The organism is Colwellia sp. MEBiC06753, assembly GCF_053470325.1.
In genome coordinates this window covers 22533-40452 of record NZ_JBQMTM010000026.1, presented here as the reverse complement: position 1 = coordinate 40452, position 17920 = coordinate 22533, and the positions used below count along the sequence as shown (strand labels likewise).

Here is a 17920-nt window from a genome sequence, read left to right as displayed (position 1 = left end):
CTTAGTAAATGATATCATCATTTTCAATACCACCCATAGTCCCCACAAGCAATTCCTCACTTTGTGCTTCACGAGTTTGCTCAATCGTTATCACTTGCTGCAAAGCCAAAGGGTTTATTTCCGCTAAGTCAATTAAACGGGTTAATAACTCTACATTGTTATTGGCGAGGTTTAATATGGCTGCACTTACTTTAGGCTCATTTACGGCTAGGTAATTCATACGCTCTAATAGCACAGGATCACTCTCGGCAAGCGTAAGCAAAATCTCTATTGAATCATTTGCTTTTACAGTCAGAGTTGTCGTTAGTAATATCAAGAATATAGATACAACTTTATTGTAACGTTTCATCATTTTGGGGCCTCATAAGTATGTTGATGGCTACCGTTCGGTGCTTACAGCAAGTGATTTGGCAGCACAGAACAATTGATTTTCAGAGGCTAAATTTAAGGGGAGCAATGCTTGTAAACCATGACACAGGGTTACGTAGGGCGATAAAAGTCAGCTGTGCACTGTTAACTAGCGCTAAATTTTTAACTTAAACTTTCAACATAGTGGGGAATAGACGACTTAGGTTAATAATAAAGTGTGTAATGGTATGTAATGTGTTTTTTCTGTTTTCGAGTCTATTTATATTGCGCCAAATGAGGCGCCGGTAGGCGAGATCCCACCAATTACCTTTGAAGGTGGTGAAAACAGCAGTTATCAGTTGCCAGTATTTGATGACAACGAAAATGACCAAATCAAATACACGTTATTGTCAGGCCCAGATTGGCTGAAACTAAATAATAGCGGTCAGTTATCAGGTAGCCCAACAACCGCACAACAAGGCGCCTATACGGTAACCGTTGGCGTGCGCGACCAAGCTAATAATCATACGCAAGTTGACTTTGTCTTATCTGTAACCGACGGCTCGTTAGCACCACAAGCATTGCCGCTAGCGGGGTTACAAGTTAAAACTGGCGAGCCTATTCAGCTAGATACCTCTGCTGGCTTTAATTCGGTTAATGGCTTGACCTATCAAGCTTACTTGGTGAAAACCGATCAAACTGGCAGTGATATTGACTTACCATTACCGCAGGGAATGAGTATTGATGCGCAAACTGGCGTGTTATCAGGGCACCTGAATTACCCTAACCATTACCGCATTGCCATTATTGCTACTGATGAATGGGGGCGCACCGCACGCACTGAGGTGCATATTGACGTGAACCAACCACCACGCTCAATTGGTTTGGCAGATCAAACTGTAACAGTATGATTTAACTAGAGACTTCGTTAGAGGTAAAATTCAATTAACTAACGAGGTCAAAATGCCAAAGAAAACATTAACAGCAGAATTTAAACGTGAGTGCGCGGAGCTAGTGATTATTCACGGTTATAAACATAAAGATGCAGCCGCAGCGATGAATGTCGGATTATCATCAATTCAGCGCTGGGTAAGCCAATACCGAAAAGAGCAAAAAGGTTATACACCCAAAGCTAGCGCACTAACGCCAGAGCAAATCCGTATCCAAGAATTAGAAAAACAAGTTAAACAGCTAAAAAGTGATAATGCGCTGTTAAAAAAAGCTTCTGTAGATTCAAGTGATCATCGCAACACTCTTCTCAATCATGTGTGATGGTGTCTTAAATTTCAATGTTTTCCTTGGACGTTCATTTAATTGAGTAGCAATATAATTTAATTTTTGCTGAGAATGAGGAGATAGGTCAGTTTTTCTTGGTAAATATTGACGGATTAAACTGTTAGTATTTTCATTTGTACCTCGCTGCCAAGGACACTGCGGATCACAAAAATAAACAGGAATACCAACCTCTTTAGTTAGTTCAGCGTGTTTAGCTAGCTCCATGCCTCTATCCCACGTTAATGATTTACAGTATTCAGAAGGCATTTTCTTAAATGCTGCTACCAGTGCAGTATGGACTGATTCAGCATCTTTCCCCGCCAGCTTTAGGATAATGGTGAAGCGAGATTTTCTGTCAACTAACGTGGCAATATGTGTATTTTTCGAGCCAGAAACAAGATCACCTTCCCAATGGCCAACGGACTTACGGTTATCAATATTCTTAGAACGTTCATGAATGGAAACACCGTTTACTATGCTGGTAAAACTTCTATCCCCACTTCGGCGGTGGTAACGGCTATGCCGCATGGGGCGACCACGGCGTAAGTGCTGAGTGAACGAATAGTGAATGATGCTTTTAGCTCTCACATACATTGATTTATAAATCGTCTCGTGTGATACCTGCATACACTTTCGGCGAGGATATTCGACACGTAACCAGCCAGATATTTGCTCTGGTGACCACTTTAATTCAAGCTTGTTCAGAATGAGTTGCTTTAATTCAGGGTTAAGCTCGATAGCTCCTAGCTTAGGCCTTTTAGCCATACGTTTTGCTCTATTATCGGCATCAACAGCTTTGTAATATCGTCGGCCACGATTACGAGATACTTCTCTGGAAATTGTTGAAGGGGAGCGGTTGAGCATGCGAGCTATAGCCCTTAAGGACATCTTAGCAGATAACGCTACTCTAATTTCTTCTCGCTCTGCTAGCGTTAAGTGTTTTGTATTTCTTTTCCTAGGCTGTGGTTTTATACCACCCGTTTGACGAAGTGCAGTAAATACAGTACCGGGAGCAGCATCTAGCACTTTACCAATATCGCTAAAGCCTGTTCCTTGTTTCCATAAATCAAAAACTAATTCTTTTTCAGCCAGTGTGAATGTTCGTTTTGGTCGTTTCATCAAATCTTCCAATGCAAATCAGTATTTTAGTAAAACTGTTGCATTGACCATTTGAATCTACATCAGCCTTTTTCGCTATGGAAATGAGCAACGGCAGCAAGTAGCTGCCAAGCTGAAAAAGGCAGGAAGTAAGGTTCAGCAAATATGCCGCTGTTTATCGATACCGTTTAGCTCGTTTTATTATCGAGCTAAACCAAAACCTATTTGTGCTGAGCGTGTAAAGCTTGATGCTGCGATGAAACAAATTCATGTCGATATGGATGCTACTTACGGCAAAGTACGTATGCGCGGTGAGTTACAAGCATTAGGCTTTGATATTGGCCTTCATCGTGTTCGTACGTCGATGAAACGATTAGGGTTAGTTGCTAAACGGCCTAAGCAACATAAATATCCTGTGGGTGGTAAGCCGTCGGTTATTGCACCTAACTACTTAAATCGCCAGTTTAACCCTCAAAGACTAAACAGACTGTGGTCTGGCGATATTACGTATATACGCACGCAGCAAGGCTGGCTGTATTTAGCTGTGATTATGGATTTATGCTCCCGTAAAGTGATTAGCTGGGCGTTCTCGGATAAACCCAACAGCGAACTAACAACACGTGCATTACGGTTAGCCGTAAATAAACGACAGCCAACTGATGGAGTATTGTTCCACTCAGATCAGGGTGTTCAATATACATGTGAAGCATTTCAACGTTCATTGAAAGAACACGGGTTGATCTCAAGTATGATTCGTGCAGGAAATTGTTTAGATAATGCCGTCACTGAACGCTTTTTCCGCAGCTTAAAGTCAGAACGAATTAACTATCGTCGTTATCAGACAAGGCGTGAAGCTATGGCCGATATTATTGATTACATCGAGTCGTTTTATAATCAAAAACGGCGACATTGCAAATTAGGGAACATCTCACCAGCAGAATATGAGATGAAATTAAGAAAAAGTGCCTAAAGAAGTCTCCAAGTTTATTTGCCCGTTACAAAACATAACTGATTGGTTTTAAAAACGGCAATTTCTGATTTGTTATCACCTAAGTCAGTGAAAACTATGTTATTGTTGTTCACAGTAGCCACCGATGTTAAAACAAATTATGGCTCTCATATTTACGTTAAACCACTATAATGGATTAGAGCCTCGTGGGAGCATGCTTTTTGAAAAGGATATATTGTGAACGATAATGTTGTAGAAGATTATGGATGGTCATCAAATGAAGGGCCTCACTCATGCGGATATATAGCTCCTCGCATTTTAAAAATTTTAAGTGAAATTGCTCCCAGTCGAGTCCTAGATATAGGTGCTGGAAATGGGAAACTCTGCTCTGAAATTAGTCAATCAGGTTATGAAACAGTAGGCGTAGAGTACGATCAGAAAGGTGTTGAAATCGCTAAGAGCCTATATCCAAATGTTAACTTTTATAACTATGGTGTACAAGATGACCCCAAAAAGCTACTCATTGATGAAGAATTATTTGATATCGTTGTTTCAACAGAGGTAATTGAGCATCTTTTTTCTCCTCACCTACTTCCTGTCTACGCAAAAGGCGTTTTAAAAGAAAATGGATATATTGTAATTACAACTCCATATCATGGATACTTAAAAAATTTAGCTCTGTCTTTGTTTAATAAGTGGGATCACCACCACACCCCTTTATGGCACGGCGGTCATATTAAATTCTGGAGCAGAAATACACTAAGGCAACTTTTAAAAGAAAATGGCTTCAAAGAGGTGAGTTTTTCAGGTGTAGGAAGAGTTCCATATCTATGGAAGAGCATGGTTATGGTCGCACAGAAATTATAAGACATATGACCTTTTCCCTGAATCTTAGCCAATGATTAAAATTCAGGGAAAAGCTCCAGTAAATAAATATGTGCTATTAATGGACAAATTTCCGCTGTGTTCCGAATTTTTGGAAGTTGTTAGCAGATACGTGCATTTAGGATTTATAAAAAGGACTGTGAATGAGAAATAGCACTATTGATTTTGCGAGATTAATTGCGGCATTCTTTGTGATTACACTTCATGTTGGCTATTATCAGGATGTATCATACATTTTTGGGGAGGTAGCTAGATTATCGGGTCGGTGGGCGGTTCCTTTCTTCTTTGTAGTATCAGGTTATTTTATTGGTTCTCAAGAGAAAGAAAATGAATGCCATTTACAAGCATTTCGTGTTATCAAAATATTCATAATATCTTCGGTCATGTATTTACCATATTGCTTGCTAAAAGATCCCATCTACTTAGAGTCTATATCTATAAAGGGCTTTGTCAAATATGGTACATACTTTCATCTATGGTTTTTATCTTCATTTGCGATTGGTTTATTGTCCTTTCAGGTTTTACATAAAACATATCAGAGTTCATTACTTATAGTTTCGATTGGATTGATTTTAGCATATTTAATAACGGATATAGCTTCGTACTTGGAAACCGAAAACTTCTTTAGAAACTTCCACGGCACAATTCGACATTCAATGTCGTTAGCTTTCATAATAGTCGGTTATAAGATTGCTCGTTATGAGATTGAACGACTCCCCCATACCAGATTATTACTAATGACTATTTTTTGCATATTTTTAGCGTATTTCATAGAACCTTTTGTAGTAGAATGGTTAATTGGTTCTGATACAATGAAACGTCAGTTTCCTGCTTTTACAGCTTTGGTGACAATTTCAATAATGCTTATTTGTTTAAAAATAAGTATTAAAGATTCAATATTTTCAGAAGCGGGTAAAAAGTACTCGCTTGGAATTTACTTAGTACACCCTTTATTTTTACATATTTTCAATAAAACATTCTCAAATTTTCCATTACCCAAAACCATTCCGGTATTAGTTTTGACCTTTCTTTCATCGTGGCTGTTCATATCTGTCTTGAACAAAAGAGTTCCTTTCTTGTATAGTTTACTCTACGGAAATTTTCGGTTGAAACGCTAATAACACACAGCCTTAGTTGCTAGCAAACTAATTGGGAAATAAACGCGTAGGCTGCGTAGCTTCGCTTCTATTTTAGTCTACATAGTAGCCTATCAGGTAAAATAATAACCTATTTATTAAAGTTGTAAGATATGAGCTAGTGCTTGCTAAAGTGTTAAGAACAAGCGATTTTGTCTTACTTTATTTATAAATGGGAGTTAATGCTTATCTTATGATTCTATTCGTTTTATTTCATTTGTAAATTGGCTGCTATCTCACTAGGTTAATGCATTAGCTTCATGAAGAAGTGATAATAATCTAAGGGGATAGTTAGTTTGTTGAATTATTAAAGTTTTTCACTTGGTAGGGTGTTGCATTTATAGGTATGCTATGATAACAATAATTAAAGGAATTTAATTAAGTCGTATTGCAATGGATGCTGTAAGCAAATTAATATTTTATTTGTCAAAAGACACAAGTAATTACCAACTAGCGATTTCCATTTTAAATTTATGTTTGGAAAAACATCGATTTAAGTTAGGCCTTTCAGTTTGTTCTAGTTTGCCTAGTGAATTAAAATGCAAGCCAGAAATCATTGTAGCCTCCATTCAACTTTTCGTGGGTACCAATGATTTCCTGCAAGCCAAAAGTTTACTTACCGAACTTAAGCGTCATGATAGCTTTTATAAACAACTTTCATATTTGAATATTTTAATACATTTTTTAGAACGAGATTTTCTAAAATGTATTTATCTCTATGAATGCTCAAGCATTACTTCTCATTTAAACGATACTTATTTATTGATATCAAGAACATATTTTTTTGAAAGGCGTTATGGAGAAGCATTAAAAGCATTAGATAATCTGAATGATGATTTGGCTGAGGTTAACGGATTAGCCTCACTTATATATTTGGATTTGGGAATGGATAATAAAGCCGAAATACTTTCAAATAAAGCCCTTAAGCTGAGTCCAAATCAGATTGAAGCCTTGATTGTAACTGCAAATATAGCCTTTAATAAAGGTCAATTTGATGTGTCAAAGGAGATTGTGGGACGGGCATCAATTTGTGCTAATAAGGAAGGCAGAATTTATCTCATTAAAGCACAACTTGCGATGGTCGAGGGGGATGTAAAGTCTGCAAAGCACAATATTAAAATAGCCATATCTTTTATGAGGGACCATATTGGTTCATTTCATATATTAGGTTGGTGCGAACTACTTGAGCAAAATATCCACGATGCTAAATTAGCTTTTGAAAACGCACTACTTATTGATAGAAACTTCGCTGATTCACATGCTGCTTTAGCCATTGTTCAAGCATTGTTTGGTGACTTGCAGTTAGCAGAAAAATCTAATGAATTAGCTCTAAAGCTTAATCCTAAAAGTGAAACAGCTAAATTTGCCCAGTTTTTTATTATTCGTTTAAGGATGGAGTCTAAAAGAGAAAAATGCGCAGATATTGCCGAACAATATAAGGATACGGCAGAAAAAGTTGATATAGGTTTTATGGCTATGTTGAACGCAGTAAAAAACTATCAGGTACATAGTTGATATGATTGATTATACTTTATTTAGCTTGGGTGAAATGTTTCATGTGGCTTTGAAAATAGCTAGTCCTATTTTATTTTCAACGTTGATAGTAGGTCTGCTAGTTAGTGTTATACAGGTTGTTACTCAAATTCAAGAGATGACTTTAACTTTTGTCCCTAAGATACTTGTATCTTTAGCGGTATTAGGCATGATGGGGCACTGGATGCTGTCTCAACTCATTGAATTTACTACCTCCTTATTTACTCAAATAGCTACTTTTTGATGATGGACTATGTAAACAAAATCAACATGTTTATATTGGTCGCTAGTCGTTTTACGCCGTTTTTCATTGGTAGTAGTTTAACCCCGTTTAGCAATATTCCTATGATGGTACGACTGTTGATAATGATAGTTTTCGCGTTGGTAGTTGTTTCGGTTAACAATACAGGTGTTGTTATGGAGGGCAATATTTTTATATCTATGCTTAAAGAGTTCTTGTTGGGAACACTTATGGCATTTGCGGTCGTGGCAACCTATAGTGCCATTGTTACTATAGGTAAAGTTGTCGACATGCAAATTGGCTTTGGCGCAGCGGGTATTGTAAACCCTAGTACAAATAGCCATGAACCACTTATTGGAAGTGCTTATTTATTAGCTTTTACCACTTTATTCTTTCTATTGGGGCTTCATAGTGAACTAATCGGGTACCTGGTTTTATCCGTGCATTACATTCCATTAGGACAGTTTGCTTTCTTTAGTGATAGCAGTACGATAATCACTTTTTTGAGTACCTCATTTACATTGGGGGTGCTTCTATTTATGCCTGTAATGTTGGTACTTTGGTGTCTTGATCTGCTTATTGGCTTCGTCTCAAAAACAATGCCGCAGATGAATGTCTACTTTGTTACTTTGCCTTTGAAGATATTTATAGGGTTAGGCGTGCTTGCTGCAACAATTAAGCATTCAGGCGGAATATTTACGCAGCTTTTTTCTCATATTAGTCACTATTATTCGATGTTTGTGGGTTAAGAGCATGACAGAGCAAAATAAAACAGAAAAGCCTACGCCCCATAAACTTAAGGAAGCCAAGAATAAAGGGCAAGTAGCTAAAAGTATTGAATTAAATAATTTAGTGACTTTTATACTTTTTGGTATCGCATTTTTCGTGTTTTATGAATCTATCGTGCATTTCTTTACCGATACGACTAAACAGGTTCTATTGTCTTCTTCTCGTCTCGTCTTTAATAAAGACGGTTTAACTTCTCTGTTTCTCAATGTAGCTGTTAATACATTATGGGTGTTAGGTCCAATACTTTTAGGAATTTGTTTTATTAGCTTATTGTTAACGTTGGCACAAACTGGCGGGGCAATAAGCACACACCCTTTAAAGCCTGATTTTAGTCGTATCAATCCAACCCAAGGCCTAAAACGTATTTTTTCAAAAAAAATGCTATTTGAGCTATTTAAAAGCTTACTTAAATTGGCATTGTTGTCCGTTTTGCTTTTCATGTCGTATGAATGGGTTTTAGAAAGAGCGTTGTCGCAATATCAATACAGTGCAAATTCACCACTATCTATTTGGGTATACACGCTCCTCATTCTGTTGCTTTACTTCATTCTGCTATACATCCCGGTCGTTTTTCTTGATTTTATGTTTACGCGCTTTGATTTTACTAAAAAAATGATGATGAGCAAGCAAGATGTAAAAGACGAGGTGAAGAAGAAAGAAGGTGACCCTGAAATAAAGCAGAAAAGGAAAAAAATTCAAAAAGAGTTGCTCGAAAAAAGTGCCTCACTTTCACAAGTAAAAAATGCAGATATTGTCATCACTAACCCGACGCATATAGCTGTTGCATTGAAATACGACCCTAACGTTATGGTCTCGCCTAAGGTCGTTGCTTTAGGAAAAGGCACTTTTGCACAAAAAATAAAGTCGCTTGCCTATAAATTTAACGTTGCTGTACACCAAAACAAGCCGCTAGCAAGAAAGCTATTTAAAGAAACGCAATTAGAGGGGTTTGTCCCCGTTAGTTGCTACGCAGAACTAGTACCTTTATTTAGAGAGATACTGAAATCTGAGCAAACAAGGAATGCCCATTAATGTCGTTGTTTAAAGGGAAAAGTGATCTAATTCTGGTACTTCTGGTCATCGCAATTTTGATGATGTTGTTTGTACCATTGCCTCCCGTTATTCTGGATATGTTACTTATTTTAAACTTTAGTGTTGCACTTCTCATTTTATTACTGACTTTTTACAGTGATAAGCCGCTGAGTTTTTCCACGTTTCCTTCCTTGTTATTAATTACAACACTATTTCGACTGGGTCTAAATATTTCGGCTACGAGGCTTATCCTTGATGGTGGTGAAGCTGGGCAAGTTATCGAAAGTGTGGGAGCTTATGTTGTTGGTGGTAACTACGTTATTGGTTTAGTTGTCTTCTTTATTTTAGTTGTGGTGCAGTATGTTGTTGTTACAAATGGTGCTCAACGTGTAGCCGAAGTTGCGGCTAGGTTTACCTTAGATTCAATGCCAGGCAAGCAAATGAGTATTGACGCTGATCTCAACATGGGCTTAATCGATGAGCATAGTGCAAGAGAAAGACGACAGGAAGTAGAAAAAGAGTCGAACTTTTATGGTGCTATGGATGGTGCGACAAAGTTTGTAAAAGGCGATGCTATTGCAGGCATAATAATTATCTTAATTGATATTATAGGTGGGCTATCAATTGGTGTTGCGCAGCATGGATTAAGTTGGGAACAGGCGCTTCATACATATACTTTACTTACAGTTGGTGATGGTATCGTTACGCAAATACCTTCACTTATTATTGCAACGGCTACAGGGATAATCATTACCAGAGCTGCATCTGATGCACAACTTGGCTCAGAGGTAATAAAGCAACTACTTTCGTCACCTAAAGTATTATTCGTAGTAGCCTTTACTTTATCTTTAACTTTATTTATTCCAGGTCTACCGGTAGTGCCTATTTTAGTTTTGACAACTTTGTTTTTGGTTGGAGGAATTTTCGCTACTAAGGTTAGTAATGAAGTCTTAGATAAAACATCAGATGAAATTGTTGAAGAAGAAAGCGATCAACAGGACACTCTTGAAACCTTGTTATCGGTCTCCCCTGTTGAAATTAGAATGGGTACTGAGCTTCATAATCAGGTAAAATCGAATGGCGAAATATTGCTGACAAAGTTACAAGCTTTTCGTAGTCGGTTCGCCAAGGAATATGGTTTTGTCATACCTGAAATTAAGTTAGTGACAGATAGAGCTCACGAGGATAATGCGTACGGAATTTATTTATTCAATGCAAAAATCGCGGAAGCCGAAATTCATTTCAAGAAAACATTACTTATCGATCCATCGGGTAAATTTCAATCAATAAATGGCGTTTCAGGCAAGGAGCCTACGTATGGTTTGCCGGCAGTTTGGATTGAGCCAAGTGACGTTACCGAAGATATTCGCCGAGCATATACAGTAGTGGATGCTGAAACGACATTAATGACCCATATCTGTGAGATCTTGAAGTCATACAGCTACGAACTGTTAACGAGGGCTGAAGCTGAAAAGTTAACTAATAGAATACAAAAATCTCATGCTTCTCTCTTGGATGAACTTATTCCAAGTGTACTTTCATATAGTGATATTCAGAAAGTACTACAAAACCTCCTAAAAGAAAAAATATCAATACAAAATATTGAATTGATTCTTGAAGTTCTCGTTGATCAAGGCAAACAAAACAAAAAAGTATCTTTCCTGACAGAGAGGGTTAGAGAGCGTTTAAAACATCAGTTATGTCAGCGCCTTGTCAGTAAAGATAATTCCTTAAACGTAATAATGTTGGATACGAGGTTAGAGCAAACCGTTATTTCTGGTATTCATAACCATGAGGGAAGCTCATCAATAGCTATGGAACCGCAAATTACAGATGCAATGCTAAAGCAGCTAGCAACCCATACTGAAGCGCTTATTTCAAAAAGGTTAGAGCCAGTTCTAATTTGTAGTTCTTCAATTCGCTTTCCATTGAAAAACTTAATAGAACGTGTTTTGCCTCAGCTTAATGTTATTTCGGTTAATGAAGTGCCTAATAATATAAATGTTCAAACAGCGGGTGTTGTGTATATGCAAGAAAAGGTTAGCGCATGATAGTTGAAGCTATTTTGGCTCAGGCCATAAACTCAGATTTGAAGCAGCTCGAAGTGATTAGCGTAAACGTCGCGAATGTGAATACTTCTGGCTATTTGAGCACACAAGTTATCGCCAAAAATAATTCCAATCAAGAAAAAGCATCCTTGGTGTTAAATTTGAATCAAGGAGGGATCAATCAAACTAACAATGAGTTAGACATCGCAGTTAAGGGCAGAGGTTTTTTTGTGATAGAAAAAGGCCAAAGCACGTACATTACGAGAAATGGCAAGTTTTCATGGCGTAATGATGGTGCTCTTCAGCATATTAGTGGCGGTTTAGTGTTATCTGAAAATGGTGCTATTTACTCTCCAAGTGGCGTCAATATAAATAGCAATTTCAAAATTAGTGAGACAGGTGAAGTCTTACTAGCTGGTGGAAGCTTCGGAAGGCTACTAATCGTTGAGCCAGAAAGGGACGCTGAATTACACCCTGCTGGAGAAGGCTTGTACAAGGTCAACAAAGCTAAATTAATCGAAAGTTCATCAACAATAATGTCTGGCGCATTGAATACATCAAACGTTAGTGCCAGTGAGGAAATGGTGAAAATGATAGAGGTAAGTAGGCATGTGCAAACGCTACAAAAAGCGGCCAATGCCTATCAGCAAATGCTAAATACAGGTATAAGTGAAATAGGGAAATAAGTGTGATTGAATCGTTATACATTGCCGAAAGTGGCTTAAATTCTCAGCAGAAATTGATTGAAATTATTTCAAATAATATTGCTAACAATACGACACCGTCTTTTAAACGTACTGAAGCTCATTTTGTTGATCTAGTCTACGGTGGTCAGCAAATCGATGGGCAAGAGCACTTGACTGGTAATAATGCCATTGGTGCAGGCTCAATGATCAAAAGTACTCAAGTCGATTTTTCACTGGGCAGTATTAAGCAAACAGGGAATCCTTTTGACATTGCGTTAAACGGTAATGGTTTTTTGGAGGTAACATCTTCAAATGGCGACTATGGATATACGAGAGCTGGACGGCTGAGATTAGATCAAGATGGATACCTGACAACGTCAGAAGGAAATCGCCTTTCCGCTAATATTCAGCTCCCGCCTGACTCTCAAAATTTGTTTATCGACAAGTCCGGCGTGGTATCAGCCCAACTAGATAGCAGTGGTCAACTTATAGAGTTAGGGAAAATCGAAGTAGCGCACTTTACCAATACCGATGGCTTAGTTAGTGCTGGAGAAAACTTATACCGAGCGACAGAAGAAAGTGGTTTTGCGATTTACCAAGGACAAAATGGTGACAATCAAGTGGATATTCTTCAAGGGTTCACTGAAATGTCAAATGTATCGCTAAACGCAGAGATGGTTAACTTAATGCTTGCACAAAGAGGCTATCAACTCAATGCCAGAATAATTCAAGTAACTGATCAAGTTATGGAAACGATCAATAATTTGAGGAGATAGTGTTTAAATGAAGCGTTTACTTTTACTACTTACTTGCGCTTTATCATGTTTAACATATGCAATAGAGCTTGAAATCAGCAGCAATAAAATTAATGGCGACTACTTGCAGCCATTAAGTCAGTTGGTGTCGCAGAATAACCCAATAAATTCGGTCATGAATACCAGTGACATAACGTTAGATTTAAAACAATTTGACGGTAGATGGGTTGCAAAGGAGGATTTTCAACTTTTTCTACAAAAGCAACTAAAGCGTGAAGTGACGTTAAACAGTGCGAATTACTTACTGTTTGATTTATGTCAATCGGGCGTAAAAGAGCACATCGTTAAGCTTCTGATAAAAGGTGAGTTTTTACCAAAAAGTACTGAGGTAAGTATAAGTAACGCCGAGTTTATCAATAAAGATATTTGTTTTAAGTCAAACGTAAGAAGGATTGAAGTATTAAACCCTGAACACCTTGTCGCCAAAAAGCAAATAAGCGTCACAGATATAAATGGTGAAAAAACGAAAGCCTGGGTTTCAGTAAATTATCAAATGAAGGTGCCTAAGCTGATTGTTAACTTAGAGTTGGGACAAGAGATATCCGACAATGACGTTGTTTGGCTTTCTTCCAATGTGCAAAATCCTGATGCTTATTTTCATCATCAATTACCGCGCCGTTTGATTTCGAATAAAAAACTAGCCGTAGATTCAGTCATATCAACACACAACACTAAAATCAGACCTGTTATTTCAAACGGCGACAGAGTGTTAATTGTTTACTCAAATAGAGGGGTCCGTATTGAAAGCAAAGGCATCGCTTTAGCGAGTGGAAACATAGGTGATCGAATAATAGTCCAGCCCGAAAATGCAGAAAAATCGGTGTTGGTTGAAGTCGTAAACGAAGGAGTCGTCGGTGTTTAAAGTCTGTTTAATGGTGCTGTTGGTTTTTAGTTTCACAAAGCAGTCACATGCTACATCTTTGTATAACAAAGAAAACTACCGCTCTTTAACGTCAGATAAAAGAGCAACTAAAGTAGGTGATACGGTCACCATTATCGTAATAGAAAGCTCTGAAGCAGGCTCTAGTGCTGGTATTAAATCGGAATCAGGATTTGATATGGATGCTAAGGCGAATGTAGAAGAAAAGAGTTGGTCTTATGGAATTGGTATTGACGGCTCAAATAAAGGCGACGCTCAGACATCGAGAAACGGCTTCATTAAATCTCAAATTACTGCTGTGGTGCTTTCTGTTGACGAAAATGAAAATTTGCTTCTTCAGGGCCAGCAAACGTTAACTATAGATGGTGAAACACAAAAAATAGAAATAACAGGTAAAGCGAGAAAAGCGGATATTTTTTCCAATAACACCTTGTTATCTAGTCGACTATTTGATGCCAACATTAAGTATATCGGTCAAGGCGAGGTGTCTGATGGTAAAGACCCAAGTAGCATTTATAAGTTTTTCAAGTGGTTAGGGTTAATATGATGCTTAAAGTGATCCCGTTATTCTTATTGTCGATTTTTGGTTTAGCCGCGAATGCGTCAGTCTCTAGTGTAAAAATTAAAGATATTGCTAGATTTGATGGTGTAAGAGATAACGCTATCGTTGGTTACGGTTTAGTCGTTGGTCTTGCCGGTAGCGGTGATTCAAATCGGAGTAAATTCACCATTCAATCAATTAAAAATACGCTAGAGAATTTTGATTTAATTGTTTCAACTAATGATATCGCGAGCCGAAATGTTGCTGCCGTGATGGTAACAGCATCGCTTCCCCCTTTTGCACAAGCTGGTGACAAGCTAGATGTTCAAGTGTCATCAATTGGAGATGCTAAAAGCTTAGTTGGTGGTTCGCTAATTGTTACGCCACTAAAAGCGGTAAACGGAGAGGTTTATGCGCTAGCTCAAGGTGCTTTGTCTGTCGGAGGATATCAGTTTGAAAAGTACGACAATATCGCACAAAAAAACCACCCAACAGTAGGGCAAGTTCCACATGGTGCCACTGTTGAACAATCGATTAACAATAGATTTATAAAACCAGATGGCTCTATTCATTTATTATTAAACACACCTGACTTTACGACAGCGTCAAGAGTCGTCGAAAGATTAACAGCATTAGCTTTACCTTTTAATATTGAACCTATTCATGCTAGTAGAATTAAGCTAACACCTCTTACGAACTCTCAAAAACGAGCCGATATATTTGCTTATATATCGACGATAGAAAACTCGGTAGTCAATCCTGCTAGCAATGCGAAAGTCGTCATTAATGAAAGAACGGGCACGATAGTTTCAGGCGACAATATCAGTATTGATAGCGTCGTAATAACACAAGGATCGTTAAAAATAGCCATCAATACAGAGTTTCAAGTATCACAGCCTGAGAATTTATTTGGACGAAATGTTTTAGGTGCGGAAACGAAAGTTGTACCGCGTACCGATATTAGTGTTGATGAAAGCAATACCGCGCTATATGTCAATAATAAACCGACTAACATAGCAGACGTTGTCGATGGTTTACTGAAAATGAATCTATCGACAAGAGACATAATTTCAGTGTTACAGGCTTTAAAAAAGGCTGGCGCAATGCATGCTGAAATCATTATTCAATAAGGAAAAGTAGCGATGAGTGACTCAACAGTCGAGTTAGTAAAGTTGGCCATGAATATTGCTCAAAAAGAGCAATACATTGCCACTCAAAATATTGCTTTAGCAAATGTAAAAGGCCAGCACGCGTCACGCGTAGACTTTTCTAATTTATTAGATAGTTTAGCAAGTATGGAACAAGGGGATAGAGCTGAGAGTGTTAGCCAAAATCTCAACGATTGGCACTTAGTAAGTGAGAGAGCGATTTATAGCTCTATCGCGCATGTTGAGTTAGATAAAGAGGTTGCCTATTCATTAATGGCTGCTGGGAAATACAAAACATTAGCTGATAGTGTTTCTAGAAAGTTAGGTTTAATGCAAACCGCAATTGGGAAGAAATAGCATGGCGGTACATAGTATTTACGAAATAAGCCTTTTAGGGATGAGCTATGAAAAGGCCAGATTAGAAGTAGCAACCTCAAATATTGCTCAAGCCAATAGGATTGCTAGCTCGCCTGATGCGTTAGCAAATAGCCAATTAGTTGGCGTATCAAATACTTTTTGGGATGCATTGCAGGCCTCTCAACTTAGCGGTGTCGCAACAAATATAAATGTTGATAAACCGGAAATTAAGGCTTTGTATAAGCCTGAGCATGCTGGCGCTGATGACAATGGGTTTGTTTATAAGCTTGATATAAATGTTGCTGAGCAAATGTTGAAGTTAAATAGCGCGACGAGGGCATATGAAGCTAATGTAAAAGCATTTAATGCTTATAAGTCTATGAGTGCCAAAGCACTGGAAATAGGTAAATAGAAAGAGATAAATATGGAAATTGAATCAATACAAAGCGTTTCTCTGCAAAATAGTTCAACTTTAGAGGGTTTATCAAAGAGTACTAATTTATCTAAGAGTAACAATGACCTTGAAATAGCGCCTTTCGGTCAAGCTTTACTCGAAAAGGTTGATAACATCAATCAAGAAATTGTCGCAGCAGACAACTTATTACAACAAAAAGCGTTAGGTAAAGACGTTAATACACATGAGCTTGTTTTGGCCTTAGAAACCGCAAAACTCTCTTTGCAACTTACTGTTGAAGTACGTAACAAAGTCCTAGAAGGTTACCATGACGTTATGAGAATGCAACTGTAGTTATGGAGTTGAGTCGTACCATGTTTTCACTTAAAAATTCGCCCAAGAAAATGGGATTAATTATCGCTATTGGTATGTTGATAATAGCAACTTTACTTATGATGTTTTGGTTGTTTGTACCTAAGTATAAAACATTAACCAATCAAACCTCGCTTGAAGAAAGTGCAAGGCTCATTGAACAGCTTAAAGAAAATGGTTATCAGTACAAGTTGTCAAATGGTGGGGCAACGATAAAGGTTTTAGAGCATGAATATAACGACATTTTAGTCGGTATTGCAGAGCCGAAGAATATCTTTGAAAGTAAAGGTTTAGAAATATACGAAAACACTGATTACAGCATGACTGAGCATGCTCAAGAGGTCACTTACAAGAGAGCTATTCAAGGCGAACTGGAACGAACTATTTCTCATTTTGATGGCGTAAAAAATGCGAGAGTTCATATAACGTTTGCAACTAAAAAGTTATTTACATCTGATAAAAAGATGGCGAAAGCTTCAGTAACTGTAACGCCAGAGAGTGAAAACACGCCAAATCAATCGTTGATCTTTGGCATACAACAACTCGTCGCGTCTTCCGTTGAGAATTTGGCGCCTGAACACGTTAAAGTTATTTCTTCTTCTGGCCGCTTACTTAGTATTACAGGGGAGCTAGATGAAGAGCCAACAGTCCTTTTTGAAGAGTCTAATAGCGCCGATAAAAAACTGTCTCAAAAAATTGAAAATATTTTAGGTCTTTACTTGGCTAGTAGTGAATACGCGGTCAGCGTCAATATCTCGTTTAATAGAGATAAAAGAAAAGAAGTAACTCACTCTCTAATTGTTGACAAAAATGGCCTTGGTCAGGTTGTAAAAGAGAAAAAACGCTTAGTTGAATCAAATACTGGCGCTAGAGATATTCAACCTCAAGAGGAGCTACTTGAACTAGATTACGCACATGGTAAAAAGCTTGAAGAAGTTACCTATGACAATTATGAGATCGAGCGTGTATCTGTAGCAGTCGCTATTCTCGCTGATATATCCGGAGAGGATGCAACTAAGTTACAAAACTTAGTTAAATCGCTTTCAGATATCGATGAGAGCAGAGGAGATAGTTATGCATTTGAGGTACTAACACCTTTGACCAAAGGTAATCAGTCGATAAATAACTCATTGATACCTTCATACCCTAGTCTCGAGTCAAAAGCTGTGCTTAAAAACCCAGAAGTAGAACAACCTAGCAATAATGTTCATCTGTTCACTTCAAATCATTATTTTGGGGTGGTTTCAGCTGTATTAGTCGTGCTATTACTGCCTTTATTTTTATATAAGCGAAAAAAGTACGCTCTGTCAAACAAACAAAAAGAACAGCTCTTGGTTGAAATCAATCAATGGCTAACGGATAAGGAAGTTAAATAGTGCATAGTACCATTTGT

21 protein-coding genes are annotated in these 17920 nt (G+C 37.8%); 19 read left to right on the top strand and 2 right to left on the bottom strand.

Annotated features, from left to right (window positions below):
- Position 1: 1 nt before the first annotated feature.
- The gene (locus ACOB82_RS16635) at positions 2-352 is read right to left on the bottom strand and encodes a hypothetical protein (RefSeq protein WP_448214115.1); all 351 of its coding nucleotides are present in this window, start codon (positions 350-352) and stop codon (positions 2-4) included.
- A gap of 274 nt (positions 353-626) precedes the next feature.
- Here ACOB82_RS16635 and ACOB82_RS16630 point away from each other — a divergent pair, with 274 nt between their 5' ends.
- Positions 627-1259 (top strand): putative Ig domain-containing protein, encoded by a 633-nt coding sequence (locus ACOB82_RS16630; protein ID WP_448214134.1) that lies wholly within the window; start codon positions 627-629, stop codon positions 1257-1259.
- Between the two features lie 52 nt (positions 1260-1311).
- Positions 1312-1620, top strand: coding sequence for a transposase (locus ACOB82_RS16625; protein WP_448214114.1), 309 nt, complete (start codon positions 1312-1314; stop codon positions 1618-1620).
- On the opposite strand, the gene ACOB82_RS16620 is transcribed toward ACOB82_RS16625, so the two are convergent.
- On the bottom strand, positions 1582-2742 hold the full coding sequence (locus tag ACOB82_RS16620) for an IS30 family transposase (protein ID WP_448214113.1): 1161 nt from the start codon (positions 2740-2742) through the stop codon (positions 1582-1584). The two genes, ACOB82_RS16625 and ACOB82_RS16620, sit on opposite strands and share 39 nt — an antisense overlap.
- 55 nt (positions 2743-2797) lie before the next feature.
- On the opposite strand from ACOB82_RS16620, the gene ACOB82_RS16615 reads away from it, so the two are divergent.
- The 17 genes from ACOB82_RS16615 (at position 2798) to fliF (ending at position 17903) form a co-directional block, all read left to right on the top strand.
- Positions 2798-3691, top strand: a complete 894-nt coding sequence (locus ACOB82_RS16615) for an IS3 family transposase (RefSeq protein ID WP_448214133.1) — start codon at positions 2798-2800, stop codon at positions 3689-3691.
- A gap of 216 nt (positions 3692-3907) precedes the next feature.
- Positions 3908-4537, top strand: coding sequence for a class I SAM-dependent methyltransferase (locus ACOB82_RS16610; protein WP_448214112.1), 630 nt, complete (start codon positions 3908-3910; stop codon positions 4535-4537).
- Positions 4538-4698: 161 nt separating this feature from the next.
- A complete protein-coding gene (locus tag ACOB82_RS16605) occupies positions 4699-5673 on the top strand; it encodes an acyltransferase (protein WP_448214111.1) in 975 nt (324 codons plus the stop codon).
- A gap of 411 nt (positions 5674-6084) precedes the next feature.
- Entirely contained in the window at positions 6085-7206 is a 1122-nt protein-coding gene (locus ACOB82_RS16600; protein ID WP_448214110.1) for a tetratricopeptide repeat protein, read from the top strand.
- 1 nt (position 7207) lies between these two features.
- On the top strand, positions 7208-7468 hold the full coding sequence (locus ACOB82_RS16595) for a flagellar biosynthetic protein FliQ (RefSeq protein ID WP_448214109.1): 261 nt from the start codon (positions 7208-7210) through the stop codon (positions 7466-7468).
- Positions 7468-8214: a flagellar biosynthetic protein FliR gene (locus ACOB82_RS16590; RefSeq protein ID WP_448214108.1), complete on the top strand. Its 747-nt coding sequence runs from the start codon at positions 7468-7470 to the stop codon at positions 8212-8214. The genes ACOB82_RS16595 and ACOB82_RS16590 overlap by 1 nt, the downstream gene beginning before the upstream one ends.
- Positions 8215-8218: 4 nt before the next feature.
- Complete coding sequence (locus ACOB82_RS16585; protein ID WP_448214107.1) at positions 8219-9286, top strand: EscU/YscU/HrcU family type III secretion system export apparatus switch protein; 1068 nt, start codon at positions 8219-8221, stop codon at positions 9284-9286.
- Positions 9286-11337, top strand: coding sequence for a flagellar biosynthesis protein FlhA (locus ACOB82_RS16580; RefSeq protein ID WP_448214106.1), 2052 nt, complete (start codon positions 9286-9288; stop codon positions 11335-11337). Before ACOB82_RS16585 ends, ACOB82_RS16580 begins: the two co-directional genes overlap by 1 nt.
- Positions 11334-12020, top strand: a complete 687-nt coding sequence (locus ACOB82_RS16575) for a flagellar hook-basal body complex protein (RefSeq protein ID WP_448214105.1) — start codon at positions 11334-11336, stop codon at positions 12018-12020. The genes ACOB82_RS16580 and ACOB82_RS16575 overlap by 4 nt, the downstream gene beginning before the upstream one ends.
- A 2-nt stretch (positions 12021-12022) precedes the next feature.
- Positions 12023-12796 carry a flagellar hook-basal body protein gene (locus ACOB82_RS16570; protein WP_448214104.1) on the top strand — a complete coding sequence of 258 codons (774 nt, stop codon included), beginning with the start codon at positions 12023-12025 and terminating at the stop codon, positions 12794-12796.
- Between the two features lie 7 nt (positions 12797-12803).
- Positions 12804-13697, top strand: coding sequence for a flagellar basal body P-ring formation chaperone FlgA (gene flgA, locus ACOB82_RS16565; RefSeq protein WP_448214103.1), 894 nt, complete (start codon positions 12804-12806; stop codon positions 13695-13697).
- Positions 13690-14262: a flagellar basal body L-ring protein FlgH gene (locus ACOB82_RS16560; RefSeq protein WP_448214102.1), complete on the top strand. Its 573-nt coding sequence runs from the start codon at positions 13690-13692 to the stop codon at positions 14260-14262. Before flgA ends, ACOB82_RS16560 begins: the two co-directional genes overlap by 8 nt.
- Positions 14262-15386, top strand: coding sequence for a flagellar basal body P-ring protein FlgI (locus tag ACOB82_RS16555; protein WP_448214101.1), 1125 nt, complete (start codon positions 14262-14264; stop codon positions 15384-15386). Before ACOB82_RS16560 ends, ACOB82_RS16555 begins: the two co-directional genes overlap by 1 nt.
- A gap of 12 nt (positions 15387-15398) precedes the next feature.
- A complete protein-coding gene (locus ACOB82_RS16550; protein WP_448214100.1) occupies positions 15399-15761 on the top strand; it encodes a hypothetical protein in 363 nt (120 codons plus the stop codon).
- Position 15762: 1 nt separating this feature from the next.
- Positions 15763-16173, top strand: coding sequence for a flagellar basal body rod C-terminal domain-containing protein (locus tag ACOB82_RS16545; RefSeq protein ID WP_448214099.1), 411 nt, complete (start codon positions 15763-15765; stop codon positions 16171-16173).
- 12 nt (positions 16174-16185) lie between these two features.
- Entirely contained in the window at positions 16186-16509 is a 324-nt protein-coding gene (gene fliE / locus ACOB82_RS16540; RefSeq protein WP_448214098.1) for a flagellar hook-basal body complex protein FliE, read from the top strand.
- 20 nt (positions 16510-16529) lie between these two features.
- Positions 16530-17903, top strand: a complete 1374-nt coding sequence (gene fliF, locus ACOB82_RS16535) for a flagellar basal-body MS-ring/collar protein FliF (protein ID WP_448214097.1) — start codon at positions 16530-16532, stop codon at positions 17901-17903.
- Positions 17904-17920 lie beyond the last annotated feature (17 nt).